The sequence below is a fragment of the Lentibacillus salicampi genome (assembly GCF_004565465.1).
Taxonomy (GTDB): domain Bacteria; phylum Bacillota; class Bacilli; order Bacillales; family Amphibacillaceae; genus Lentibacillus; species Lentibacillus salicampi.
In genome coordinates this window covers 248,415-261,145 of the sequence record NZ_SRHY01000002.1, presented here as the reverse complement: position 1 = coordinate 261,145, position 12,731 = coordinate 248,415, and the positions used below count along the sequence as shown (strand labels likewise).

The window sequence follows — 12,731 nt, the reverse complement described above, 5'->3', positions numbered from 1 at the left end:
ATGTCTAAAACCTAATTACTCCTGTCTTGGCGGGAGATCAAGCCGTTTCATTGAAAATCTGATGTTCCACTCGCTAATTTACATATTTTTACATAAAACCCGTTATACTTCTGTCTAAGGCTCCTAGGTTACCAGTTACCCACAACGCTTTTGAAAATATAAAGTTCCAGACAAGAAAAAACGCTGCAGCCAAAAAGTGCAGCGTTTTTTGAGAAGCTAGCTTTGTACCTCAACCCAGCCTTTGCGGATAGCTGAAACGACCGCCTGGGTGCGATCATTGACATTCATTTTTTGCAAAATATTGCTGACGTGGTTTTTAACGGTTTTTTCACTGATGTATAATCTTTCCGCGACACCCCGATTGCTTTTTCCTTCCGCCAGCAGCTGCAGGACTTCACACTCACGGCGGGTCAGCAAATGGAGCGGTTTATGATATTCGATGCCTGCTTCTGTCAAAGTGGTGGTCATGTTTTCCTGTGCCAGACGGCGATATTCCTGAACCAGGTTGTGCGTTACTTTCGGGTGGAGGTACGAGCCGCCTTCACGAACGACCTTAATCGCCTCTATCAAGGAGTCTGAATCCATTTCTTTTAACAGGTAGCCCTGTGCGCCCGTTTTTAATGCATGTGTGACATAACTTTCATCATCGTGGATCGAGAGGATGATGACATAAGTATTCGGATATTTTCTTACGAGATCAGTAGTAGCCTGTACGCCATTAACTTTTGGCATGTTAATATCCATCAAAACAACATCCGGTTTATGCTGCCGAACCAGCTTGGAGGCAACATTGCCATCATCACCTTCAGCGATTATTTCAAACGAAGGCTCAAATTCAAGAATGCGTTTCACACCCTCACGGAATAACTTATGATCGTCTATTAATACAATTTTTGTTCGTTTTTTGCTCATCAATTGTTCCTCCCGGGTTATGAGTCTGTTAAATATACGTATACCCTATTACATGTCCAATTGAACATTCGTTTTTATATCGGTGTAATTTCAGTATACTTCAAATTTTACAAAACACAATATGCCAATCAGCCCGCATATGGGACTTTTATCATAATCGTTGTTCCTTCGCCGATCGTTGAATTGATTGATAGAGATCCTTCCAGCATTTCAACTCGTTCCCGCATGCCGATCAGCCCGAACGATTTTTCCTGTTTCAGCGCGGGGTCAAATCCTTTTCCATTATCCTTTACTACCATGGCAATCATCGTTGAATTAACCTCGAGTTTCACCTTGATCAGCGATGCTTCAGCATGTTTAACGGCATTTTGCAAGGCCTCCTGCATTAAACGGAAAAAGGCAATTTCATACTTTTGATACAGCCGTTTTTCCTGACCAATCGGCGTGAATTCAATTTCAATATCATTGTAATCAGCAACCGTTGTGGCGTATTTTCGAATGGTTGGAATAAGACCTAGATCATCTAATGCCATCGGCCGAAGATCATAGATAATCCGGCGTACTTCATATAAGGACGAGCGAATCATTTTCCGAACGCTTTTGATTTCAGTAAGCGCTTCATTGACGGTTCCCTCCCGGAATGTTCGATCAACCAGCTCTGAACGAAGCAGGATATTCGCAAGCATCTGGGCTGGCCCATCATGTATTTCCCGGGATATTTTCCTACGTTCGTCCTCCTGTGCTTCAATAATTTTCAAACCAAATTCCTGCTTTTCCTTAGCCTCTTCAATCATTTCATTAACTTGTCTGAAATCATCGTTCAGGTAAGTGAGAATGACAGATATTTTGCTTGCCAGGCCTTCTGCGCGTTTAATGGTCTCATCCAGCAAACGCAGACGTCGGTCGAGATCATCACGCTTATCCCTTAGTGCTTTTTCTTCCTGTCTTGAAATGGCGAGCTTTGTCTGCATGGCATGTGTGTTTTCATAGACTTCACGGATTTCACGTTCAGAATGGCGGTCAAATTCCATACTGACTTCGGACAGACGTTGGCGGGAATATTGTACTTTCTGCTCTAATTCATCGCCATCCGTAATATGGCTGATGACTTGCTCCCGCGTTTCCTGAAGTTCCTTTTCAAGCTGCTCAAACTCTGTCCGCGCTTCTTCGCCGATGTTAAAAATCTCGTCCTTGCTGTTTTGCACCATATCGATCATGTCATCAATCACATGGTCAAGTGCCTTTTGTTCCAGTTTCTGTGCCATATATTCCCACCAGCCTATGTTATAATTATTCGAAAGCAATTTGTCATTTATAGGGGCTTTTTTCATAGATTAAGGAAACTTTTCCCTGAATGTTCAAGTACCTTCTTATCCTATAATCTAGTATAATACCTTCCAGGAGGCAAAGAAACATGCTATCTAACTATTATACCGTAAAAAGAGAAGATTTTGACGAAAAAATCATTCATAAGTCCCGATTCATTGGATATGTTAAACGTGTGGAAACAGAAGCCGAAGCACAGGCTTTCGTTCAGGAAATTAAAAAGAAGCATCATGACGCCACCCATAATTGTTCTGCTTACATGGCCGGCGAACACAACCAAATCCAGAAAGCCAATGACGATGGGGAGCCAAGCGGAACAGCCGGTGTACCTATTTTGGAAGTGCTGAAAAAACAGGATCTAAAAGATACCGCTGTTGTGGTGACACGATACTTCGGTGGCATTAAGCTCGGTGCAGGCGGTTTGATCCGTGCCTACAGCAGTACAACGTCACTTGCTATTCAAACTGCCGGTGTGGTACAGCGTAGACTGATGCAAGGCATTTCGGTCACAGTGGACTATTCGCTGATAGGGAAACTGGAAAATGAATTGCGCCATTCGGACTATATCCTTGATTCGACCAATTATCTTGAAAAGGTGGAATTTATTGTATATGTTCCTGACGGTAATGACGAGGACTTCCGCACCTGGATGGTTAATCTCACCAGTGATCAGGTGGTCTTCGCGAATAAGGGAACTGCCTATGTGGAAGTGGACGTGTGACTTGGGGGTGCGGGTGCGGTTTCCGATGACGTTTTGCTGTTACCGTTGATATTGAGTGTTCTATCGTTGATGTTGGGTGCTCCACCGTTGATGTTCGGTGTTCTACCGTTGATGTTGGGTGCTCCACCGTCGATGTTCGGTGTTCTACCGTCGATGTTGGGTGCTCCACCGTTGATGTTCACCGCTCCACCGTCGATGTTCGGTGTTCTACCGTCGATGTTGGGTGCTCCACCGTTGATGTTCACCGCTCCACCGTTGATGTTCACCGCTCCACCGTTGATGTTCGGTGTTCTACCGTTGATGTTCGGTGCTCCACCGTCGATGTTCGGTGTTCTACCGTCGATGTTGGGTGCTCCACCGTCGATGTTCACCGCTCCACCGTTGATGTTGGGTGCTCCACCGTCGATGTTCGGTGTTCTACCGTTGATGTTCGGTGCTCCACCGTCGATGTTCGGTGTTCTACCGTCGATGTTCGGTGCTCCACCGTCGATGTTCACCGCCCTACCGTTGATGTTCAGCATCCCACCGTCGATGTTCAGCGCCCTACCGTTGATGCCGGGCCTTCCACCATTGATGCTAAGCGCTCCACCGTTGATGTTGAAAAAAGGCACTGTCTTAAAGTTTCGACAGTGCCGCTTCGTCTGTGATTAGTGTGACGTTTTGGTGCTTTTGCAGGATTGACGCCGGAAAGTCTTCGGTCACCTTGCCATGCACGAGTTGTTTAACAGCGTCGGCTTTTTTGCTTCCGGAAACCAGCAACACGACCTGCCTACTTTCCATAATCGTGCCAATTCCCATTGTCAGAGCTTTTTTCGGCACATCATCGATCGACGGGAAAAAGCGTGCATTGGCTTCGCGGGTGGATTCATCCAGTTCAACAACATGGGTTCGGCTGTCAAACGGTGTCCCCGGTTCATTAAACCCAATGTGTCCGTTCAAACCCAGCCCCAGCACCTGCAGATCAACATAGCCTGAGTCCGCGATAAGGGTTTCATAGTCATGGCATTCTTTTTCTAAATCCACGGCATCACCAGGCGGCAGATAGGCTTGTTCGTCCGGTAAGTCAATGTGATTGAAGAATTTTTCGTTCATGTAATACCGGTAACTGTTCGGATCATCAGCCGCCACTCCGGCATATTCATCAAGATTGAATGTGGTGACATGGCCAAACGAAACATGGCCATTCCTGTATTCGTTGATCAGCTGCTGATACAGCCCTTCTGGAGTAGAGCCTGTCGCAAGTCCCAGCACTGAACTATCTGAATTTTTCACTTGGTTGACAAGCAGTTCACAGGCCTTCTTGCTCAGTTCATCGTAATTTTTCACGCTAATCATTTCCATTTAGTACATCTCCCCCTGATATGCAAGTGCGCCTCGGCATATCGTATATTTCAAATTCAGCTGATCATCAACCAGCAGCAAATCCGCATCTTTGCCTACTTTTATACTTCCCTTTCGATCAAAAATGCCAAGCTGCTTCGCTGGATTTTCGGATGTCATCTGCATAACACTTTGAAGTGATGCATGCTTTAACCGCAGCATCTGTCGCGCGCCATCGACCATTTTTAAAATACTGCCGGCCAAGGTATTGTCTTCCAGGACAGCACGATCGTCGGTGACCGTTACAGGCTGTCCGCCAAGTTCATAATCACCCGCTTGCAGACATTTTGCCCGCATGGCGTCGGTTATTAGAATCAACCGTTCGCTCCCGACGTTGGAAAAAATCAGCTGGAGCATTTCCGGGGACACGTGAATCCCATCGGCAATCAGCTCCGCGCGTATGTCTTCCAGCTGAAACGCTGCGCCAACCGCACCAATGTCACGATGATGAATGCCATTCATCGCGTTGCATAGATGCGTTAACTGCCGCAGCCCATGTGGGATTGCTTTTTTAATGGCTTCAAATCCGGCATCCGTATGGCCTGCCGACACATTCACACCGGATGCATGCAAATATTGGATAAACTCCCCGGTCTCATCGTGTTCAGGGGCCATCGTAATCGTCCTGATTGAATTGCCTGACAGCTGCTGCCATTTCTTAAATTGTTCAATATCTGGCTCCATAATGTGTTCGAGCGGTTGTGCACCTTTTTTGCTTGCTTCAATAAACGGCCCTTCCAGATGGGCTCCCATCACCTCGGCCATTCCGCGCTTAGATGCGTAATCTGCTACATTTTCAAGTGCCCTCGTGATGTTTTCCGGTGCCTGTGTAATCGTCGTTGCCAAAAAGCTTGTGGTCCCTTCTGCCGGCAGTGCCTCAGCCATCGTATCCAGCGCTTCTTCCGTTGCATCCATGACATCCGCACCAGCCGCTCCATGTATATGGCCATCAATAAATCCCGGAATCAGATTCAGCCCCTCACCATCGATCACGGCCGCACCATCCGGTGGTGTTTGCTCACCCCTATAGAGTGCTTTTATTTTCGTTCCTTCGATTAATACAGACCCATGAATAACGCCATCTTCTTCGGTGAAAATGGCAGCATTTTTAATATAGACAGTGTTTTCCAATCAGCTCATCCCTTTAAACTTTTCTATACTTAACGTAGCATACCTTTCATAAACCTGTCCATCCAAATACGAAAAGCTGCATCCATCTGGAAATGCAGCTTCCGCGGCCCGCCATGTAACGGGCTTATCGATGATTGGGGGAATACGACGATTCACCTGATAATTCGCTGACGAGCTTTTTAACCAGCTCTTCTGCCGTTTGAATCCTGGCGCTCTCTGTTTCTTTAATCAATTTTTTCATTAAGTGTTTGTATCGCTCTTGCTCCACCATTTAAATACCGCCTTTTAAATACGTCAAAAAACATTCCGCGAATTTTTGACATTCTTTTGATTAATCTACGAGAATCATACCACAATTTACGGAAACATGTTGTCGAAATTTGTGCTATCCAGTATTTTCTTTAGAAGATTCGTCAAATAAATTCGTCAGTAGCTATTATTTTTTGTCCGATAACGTTGTAAAAATAAAACTGGAACAGCCGCCATCAGGGCTCCGGCGCCGTCTATGAGAACGTCACCAAAATAAGGTGTGCGGTTTGCTGTGAAACCTTGATGAAATTCATCTAAGACAGCATATGCCCCTGTCAGCAAAAGCGACACGGCTAACGTTACCCGAAATGTCAGCCGGGTTGACCTGCTTAACGCCACAAACATCAAACACATCAGAATAAAGAACACACCGACATGCGCACCCTTTCGCATAAAAAATTCGATAAACCCTTCGACACCCAAAGCGGCAACCGATACTTCAGAATGGTGATAGGTAAATGAAACCCAATCCAGGTAAGGTGTCAGAAAGTCTAAATTAAACGTGCCATCCAGCAGCGGTTTTACATCCTGTTTTTCATATGGCTGTGCCGACGAATAAAAGATCACGCTCATCCAGCCAATCGGCAGCAGCCAGTAAATATATTTTTTCATCGTTCATTCACCCTGCTTTTCATCCCAGTTCCACACTTCAATCCCACCTAAATGAAATTGATGGAACTGTTCTTCCTCCATCAGCCTCTCAATCTCACGGATCGGCCCTGTCACAACAGCCCCATATACCTGGACTCCGTTTTTACGGATGTAGTCGAGCCGCTCCTCATCAATACGCCGGCCATTATAATGGCCGTTCTCCACCAGCCATTCGATATCTTTGTAGAATTGGTCGATCGAATCCTCCAGTGTTACATCCGTAAATGCGAAAACCGAACGTGAAAGCCTATTGTTTTCGTCATAGACAATTTGCGGTCTTAGTAATAAAGACCGGGTAAACGTAAACTGACCACTTCCATGGTGCGGAATATCGAAATCCGTCAGCTCCCCGCCATAAACTGGCATCCGAAAAGTGCTTACATCATAAGCATCCAATTTTTCCAGCAATGCATTCGGCTTCATCGCATTCTTAGTAGAAAACTGAACCTGTGCCACATGACCGTCATCTATTTTCGCAAGCTGATTTTTCAGATCTTCAGCGGGGCCGGATTTACCATCTGAGCTTTCCTTTCCCAACAGCTCAGGTGGCACCGCAAAGTTATAGGTATGGTTTCCATTCAAATATTTTTCATCAAAATTCATAGTAAGATTCACATCACCGAACAAGCGTTTTTTACCCTTCACTTCTCCAACTACGACGTCCCACTCGCCGACATTCCGGTATAACTTTATTGTAGTCGATTGTGTCAGGAAAGGGTTGATTTCGGCTTTATGCCCAAGCGTTTCATCAACCTCCACCCCGGGATACCTTGTTTCAACAAGAGTCGTTACAAGCCGGTCAAATCCTGCTTGTTTGCCAGTCATATCGTAATACATCGTTACAGGGATCATATAAAGCGCATAAAGAAATAAGATAAGCAAAAGTATCCGAACGACCGTAAAACCGATCGATAACCGTGTACGCCACACCATCTTCCGCGCACTTCTTTTATCAAATTTGCTTTGGTCACTTTCTTTTAACTCATCAAGCATGTTATCACCATCTTCCTTCATCGGAATATCCCCCTTTCAGCAGCTGATCATAATGCCGGAATTTTTTCCTGGCACGGTGCAGTGTTGTTTTGACCTGGCTTTCCGTTAAATTCATCGCAGCAGCCACTTCCTTATATGTAAATTCCTGTATCTCCCGCAAATATAGAATTGTCCGCATCCGCTCCGGCAGATGGCCAAAAACGTTTTCGATGTGCTCCCGTTTTGATACGTTTTCCAAATGCCGATCAGGATCACCTAACCCTCTGGCGTGTGAACGTTCCTGCTGGATCCGCTCTACCATCCGCTGCTCCGATTTAGATTTCCGGGTCCAATCGATATAAAGATTTCGCGCCACCTTAAAAAGCCACGCCTTGGCCTGAACCATGTTTTTCACTTTCAACGAGATCATGGCCCGGTAAAACGTTTCCTGCAACAGTTCTTCTGCCACCTGCCTGTTTCGGCTCATTTGCAGCAGATAACGGTAAAGCGGGAGCTGATACTGTTCAAACAACTCCGTGAATATGTATTTTTTCAAATCAGCTCCCACCCCCTTCATTTATACAAACGAAAACATAGCAAATTTGTTACATTAAATTCGGTTCAAATCGCAAATTCCACAATTAGAAAAGCACAGGGCGCCTTGTTTATCCCCCGAAAAGCTTAAGTAAGAATTTGTAGTGGCGGGTTTTGCCACGTAACATGATTGCTTAAGATCTCGAGGTATTAGGCGCTGGAGCTATACGTGACTGACTAGGTTACCAGTTATCCACAGCGTTTTTGAAAATATAATTTCCCAGACAATAAAAAAACCGCAAGCTCCAGCGCCGCGGTTCTGATATCAATTATTTTGCTGATTCCGCCATTTATAAAATTCAAGATATTCTTTGAACTGTTCTTTTGTCATCCCGGAATGCATGGCTTCCTGAACAATCTGCAACCATTCATGGTCCAATGGTTCTGAGTTCTCGTGTGTCTTATCTTCGCGGATTAGATGATTCGCAGGCACTCCCAGTACGAAACTTATTTTTTCAACGAACTGTATGGATGGATTTGTCTGAAGGTTTCGTTCAATGGAGCTTAAATAGGATTTTGCAACCCCAGCTTTTTCTGCCAGTTCGGAAATGGACAGTTTCTTTTCTTTACGCAGTTGTTTTATTTTCTCACCAATCATCGATACACCTTCTTTCATGGTGAATTATACCATAAAAAGGTGTATGGTTCTATATTGAGCACACTTCTTTATTAAGATTTACATAATGTCCGGTCACCGTTCAAAATCATGCGGACTTCCTCAAGGGTCAGACCAATCAGTTTGGCTTCCACCATCAATTCGACCCATTCCTGATCCATCTCCACATATTCATCATCGCGTAACACAAACGTCCCCCCATTCACGTTCCCAGGCAGCCCAGCCGTCATAGTTAACATACTTTAGACCTGTAACTTTGCGTTCCTACTTTTCAATAGGTATGCTTTTCTCTGCGGAAGCCTCCATTTTTCCTAAGACTATTATACTGCATATACAATGTCTATTGGGTGTCTTGTTTTGTCAAAAACAAACTAGTTTTGTTACTTTTTCACAATATTTTCGCAAATCAGCACCTATAGCCTTTTTCAGCACTTGCAATGTTTTTCGAGATAACATATAGTCAGGATAAAGTGAAACTTCAACCTGGGGGTGTCATGGTGAAAAAGGTGGCAATCGTGCTTTTGGCGATCGGAGGGTTTTTCATAGTAGCCGGGGGGTACCAGCTGTTTAAAACAAATCACGCCCAGAAAGACAGCCTGCAGCAGGCACGGACATTGCTTGCTGAACAAAAAGATGAAACGCTCGGGTCGCCTCTTTCGTCCAATCATGTAGACAATTTTAATCCCGGACATGGAGAAACAGTTGGCATATTAAACATTCCACGTCTTGAAGCAGATCTCCCCATTGTTGAGGGAACCGATGAAGATGAATTGGAAAAAGGTGTTGGGCACTATAACGGCACGGCCTACCCGCAGCAAAATGATCAAGTTGTGTTATCCGGCCACCGTGATACAGTTTTCCGGCGAATGGGAGAATTAGAGCTGGGGGATACTTTATCTGTCCAATTGCCGTATGGAGATTTTTCATATGAAATTGTGGACACAAAAGTGGTTGACACTGATGATCGTTCTGTCATCAACCCGACAAACCAAAAAGGCTCTAAGGAAGTATTGACCGTAACAACATGTTATCCGTTTTCGTATGTCGGCAATGCACCTGATCGCTACATCATTACCGCACTTCCTGTTGAAGATAACTGAAGCGCACCGCTGAACTAAGATGAACTCATTTGAAGACCTGAGCCGAAAAAAAGCAAGCCTAAAAACGCCGCAATCGATACGGTCAGCCAGATGCTCGGTGTCTCCGTTCGATTTTACATCAGAGTCAACTAAGCGGAAACGGCCAAAAAATTGATGACGTATGGTCATATTGTACCGAATGAGGAGTTAAATCGCATCATAACCAAACTGAAAAACCATATGAAAACAAGGTAAAAGTCAACCCCAACGACTTTTGCCTTATTTTCATATTAAAGTAAATTGGACCCGCCCAACAGAAAAAACATAGAATAATATGTGCGATTCAATGAATGTTTTTGTCCAAATGACATGATATAATAGTAAAAGCATTCTAAAAGTAAGTGTTCAAAAAGACAGGTAAAAAGAACCAGGAGGCTAAATTCCCGGCCGGCCAACGCCAATACGTACGCGTCAACTGCGTCAAGGTTCGAGGCGGCTTGAACTCCCGAGTGCTGGATTCTCACGTGTTACGGTGATTTCTGCGTTACGCCCAGAACGTGGTCGCTCTTAAAGCAGAAGACCCTTTATCGGCATGTCATTGTTACCGGTCTTTTTGAACGACCTTTAAATGGGATAGAGGGGATTGTATGAAAAAAATTGCATTATTATTTTCTTTTTTTCTGCTGTTTGTAATAACAGCATGCTCAAACGACGAACCGACACCACAGGAACGTTTTGATCAATATGTCAGTCATTGGAATAACCAGGAATTTTCCGACATGTACAAGATGTTAACCGCGAACGCAGCAGAGACATATCCAACAGAAGAGTTTGTTGACCGCTATCAAAACATTTATGGTGATTTAAACATATCCGATCTTAACGTATCATTTGAAAAATTATCCGAAGAGCAAATGGAAACCGCTATGGACAAAGGGACAGCACAATTCCCGTTTACAGTTGAGATGGCATCAATCGCTGGTCCAATCACATTTGACTATGAAGCAACACTTATCAAAGAAGAAGCAGACAGCGGTGAGGATGGGGAAACAGAAGAAAATTGGTTCGTCAAATGGGATCCCGGATTTATTTTCCCGGAAATCAAAGATGGTGCTGATATCAGTTTGGAAACAACCGAACCGAAGCGCGGCGAGATACTTGACCGCAATCGGATGCCACTGGCCATCAATGACACTGTACACGAAGTTGGTATTGTCCCGGAAAAATTGGGTGATAATCCAGAGCAGGGAAAAGAAAAAATTGCTGACTTGCTGGGCATTTCAGTTGAATCCATCGACAGCAGTCTGAATCAGGACTGGGTCGAACCGAATATGCATGTGCCGCTTCAAAAGTTACCGACAACAGAGCAGGATACGATTGATCAATTACTGGAAGTTGATGGTGTTTCCATTAGTGATGTCACCGGCCGGGTCTATCCGCTTGGTAAATCCGCATCACATCTTACCGGCTATATCAGCCAGGTAACCGCAGAAGATCTCAAAGAACTGGACTCTGATGAGTACGATGCAGACGATATGATAGGTCAGCGCGGACTGGAAGCATTATTTGAAGACAGACTTAGAGGTGAAGAAGGTGCTAAAATAACCGCCGTCAGCGAAAATGACGACAAAACGGTCATCGCAGAAAAAGAAGTCGAAAATGGCGAAAACGTCGTGACCACGATCAACGCTGATGTCCAGGAAACCATATACGAATCCTACGATGGTGACACCGGAACAGCAGCAGCCATTAACCCAAAAACCGGCGAAACACTAGCACTGGTGAGCAGTCCAGGGTTTGTTCCAGATAAATTTTTGTATGGTATATCCCAATTAGAATATGATGAACTGCAAAATGACCCGAAGAAGCCGACATTGAACCGCTTTTCGGCGACTTTTGCCCCCGGTTCCGCCATTAAACCGGTAACAGCAACAATCGGACTGAACAATGGAAGCATTGTCCCCGGTGAAGGCATCGATATAAATGGACTGACATGGAGCAACGGTGAAGCTTGGGGCGACTATGAAGTCCGGCGTGTCAGTGAATCGGATGGTCCAGTGGATGTAACCGATGCGCTCATTCGTTCCGATAATATCTATTTTGCCAAACAAGGCGTTAAAATGGGCAGTGAAAAACTTGTGAAAGGCCTGCAGCAATTTGGCTATGGTGAAGATTTACCGTTTGAATATCCGATGACATCATCTCAGGTTTCATCGAGCGGAACCATTGATGAGGAGGTCATGCTTGCCAACACCAGTTATGGTCAAGGAGAGATCGAGACCAGCTCCCTGCACCTAGCCTTGACATACACGCCATTTTTAAATGACGGCAATATGCTCAAGCCAACCCTTCTGGCAAATGCCAAACAAGGGCAGGTATGGAAAGAAGACCTAATAAACAGTGACCATGCAGAACTGATCCGGGAAGGACTACGTGATGTCGTCGCAGCACCGAACGGAACTGCAAAAGGAGCTCAGGATGCAGACTTCCCGATTTCCGGCAAAACGGGAACAGCGGAACTGAAGCTGACTGCCGACGACAAAGATGGCGAAGAAAATACCTGGTTCGTCGGCTACCCATCAGAAGATCAAGATGTTTTAATTGCCATGATGGTTGAAGGAACCGAAGATAAAGGCGGCAGTGCGTACACTGTTGAAAAAGTGACCAATATTTTCAAAGAAATTAAATAGCTGTGAAAGGTCTGCCCGTCTCATCGGACAGACCTTTTTGTTTCCGTTTATAACGTGTGCTGCTACCCGACTTTCATCTTGTTTTCCAGAATAAAAATCTGTATAAGCCACTTTCTCAATGCATATAAGTAAAGCACGGGACGCCTTGTTCACCCCCGAAAAGCTAAAGCAAGCATTTGTAGTGGCGGGTTTTGCCACGTAAAATGATTGCTTAGGACCTCGAGGGGGCAGGCACTGGCCGGCTAAGTTCGGCACGTCCTGTGCCAACGCCGGCACTAGTACGTCCTGTACGTCGAAGCTGGGCATGGCCATTGCTGACAAAGAGCTTCATATAGCCAAAAATTTCAGAC

General features: G+C 45.1%; 14 protein-coding genes and 1 riboswitch. Of the genes, 3 read left to right on the top strand and 11 right to left on the bottom strand.

Annotation, left to right across the window (positions count from 1 at the left end; genetic code table 11):
* Positions 1-216: 216 nt before the first annotated feature.
* Positions 217-912, bottom strand: coding sequence for a response regulator (locus tag E4U82_RS03465; protein WP_135108640.1), 696 nt, complete (start codon positions 910-912; stop codon positions 217-219).
* Between the two features lie 128 nt (positions 913-1,040).
* Positions 1,041-2,177 carry a sensor histidine kinase gene (locus E4U82_RS03460; RefSeq protein WP_135108639.1) on the bottom strand — a complete coding sequence of 379 codons (1,137 nt, stop codon included), beginning with the start codon at positions 2,175-2,177 and terminating at the stop codon, positions 1,041-1,043.
* 149 nt (positions 2,178-2,326) lie between these two features.
* Here E4U82_RS03460 and E4U82_RS03455 point away from each other — a divergent pair, with 149 nt between their 5' ends.
* A complete protein-coding gene (locus E4U82_RS03455; RefSeq protein ID WP_135108638.1) occupies positions 2,327-2,959 on the top strand; it encodes a YigZ family protein in 633 nt (210 codons plus the stop codon).
* Here the strand turns inward: E4U82_RS03455 and E4U82_RS03450 are convergent.
* From E4U82_RS03450 to sinI, 9 genes are all read right to left on the bottom strand, one after another.
* Complete coding sequence (locus E4U82_RS03450) at positions 2,938-3,456, bottom strand: hypothetical protein (RefSeq protein ID WP_209300533.1); 519 nt, start codon at positions 3,454-3,456, stop codon at positions 2,938-2,940. The genes E4U82_RS03455 and E4U82_RS03450 overlap by 22 nt on opposite strands.
* 118 nt (positions 3,457-3,574) lie before the next feature.
* Positions 3,575-4,300 (bottom strand): glucosamine-6-phosphate deaminase, encoded by a 726-nt coding sequence (gene nagB, locus E4U82_RS03445; RefSeq protein ID WP_135108636.1) that lies wholly within the window; start codon positions 4,298-4,300, stop codon positions 3,575-3,577.
* Entirely contained in the window at positions 4,301-5,470 is a 1,170-nt protein-coding gene (gene nagA, locus E4U82_RS03440; RefSeq protein ID WP_135108635.1) for an N-acetylglucosamine-6-phosphate deacetylase, read from the bottom strand.
* Between the two features lie 124 nt (positions 5,471-5,594).
* Positions 5,595-5,741, bottom strand: coding sequence for a hypothetical protein (locus E4U82_RS19790; RefSeq protein ID WP_167751317.1), 147 nt, complete (start codon positions 5,739-5,741; stop codon positions 5,595-5,597).
* A gap of 155 nt (positions 5,742-5,896) precedes the next feature.
* Entirely contained in the window at positions 5,897-6,391 is a 495-nt protein-coding gene (locus tag E4U82_RS03435; RefSeq protein WP_135108634.1) for a VanZ family protein, read from the bottom strand.
* Between the two features lie 3 nt (positions 6,392-6,394).
* On the bottom strand, positions 6,395-7,444 hold the full coding sequence (locus E4U82_RS03430) for an anti sigma factor C-terminal domain-containing protein (RefSeq protein ID WP_135108633.1): 1,050 nt from the start codon (positions 7,442-7,444) through the stop codon (positions 6,395-6,397).
* Positions 7,428-7,958, bottom strand: a complete 531-nt coding sequence (locus E4U82_RS03425; RefSeq protein ID WP_135108632.1) for an RNA polymerase sigma factor — start codon at positions 7,956-7,958, stop codon at positions 7,428-7,430. The genes E4U82_RS03430 and E4U82_RS03425 overlap by 17 nt, the downstream gene beginning before the upstream one ends.
* Before the next feature lie 303 nt (positions 7,959-8,261).
* Positions 8,262-8,594, bottom strand: a complete 333-nt coding sequence (locus tag E4U82_RS03420; protein ID WP_135108655.1) for a helix-turn-helix domain-containing protein — start codon at positions 8,592-8,594, stop codon at positions 8,262-8,264.
* A gap of 71 nt (positions 8,595-8,665) precedes the next feature.
* A complete protein-coding gene (gene sinI / locus E4U82_RS19785; protein WP_245183514.1) occupies positions 8,666-8,800 on the bottom strand; it encodes a DNA-binding anti-repressor SinI in 135 nt (44 codons plus the stop codon).
* A 22-nt stretch (positions 8,801-8,822) separates the two neighbouring features.
* Positions 8,823-8,907: riboswitch (cyclic di-GMP riboswitch) on the bottom strand.
* Between the two features lie 199 nt (positions 8,908-9,106).
* On the opposite strand from sinI, the gene E4U82_RS03410 reads away from it, so the two are divergent.
* Both E4U82_RS03410 and E4U82_RS03405 read left to right on the top strand, forming a co-directional pair.
* Positions 9,107-9,712 carry a class D sortase gene (locus tag E4U82_RS03410; RefSeq protein WP_135108631.1) on the top strand — a complete coding sequence of 202 codons (606 nt, stop codon included), beginning with the start codon at positions 9,107-9,109 and terminating at the stop codon, positions 9,710-9,712.
* A 626-nt stretch (positions 9,713-10,338) separates the two neighbouring features.
* The gene (locus tag E4U82_RS03405) at positions 10,339-12,381 is read left to right on the top strand and encodes a penicillin-binding transpeptidase domain-containing protein (RefSeq protein WP_135108630.1); all 2,043 of its coding nucleotides are present in this window, start codon (positions 10,339-10,341) and stop codon (positions 12,379-12,381) included.
* Positions 12,382-12,731 lie beyond the last annotated feature (350 nt).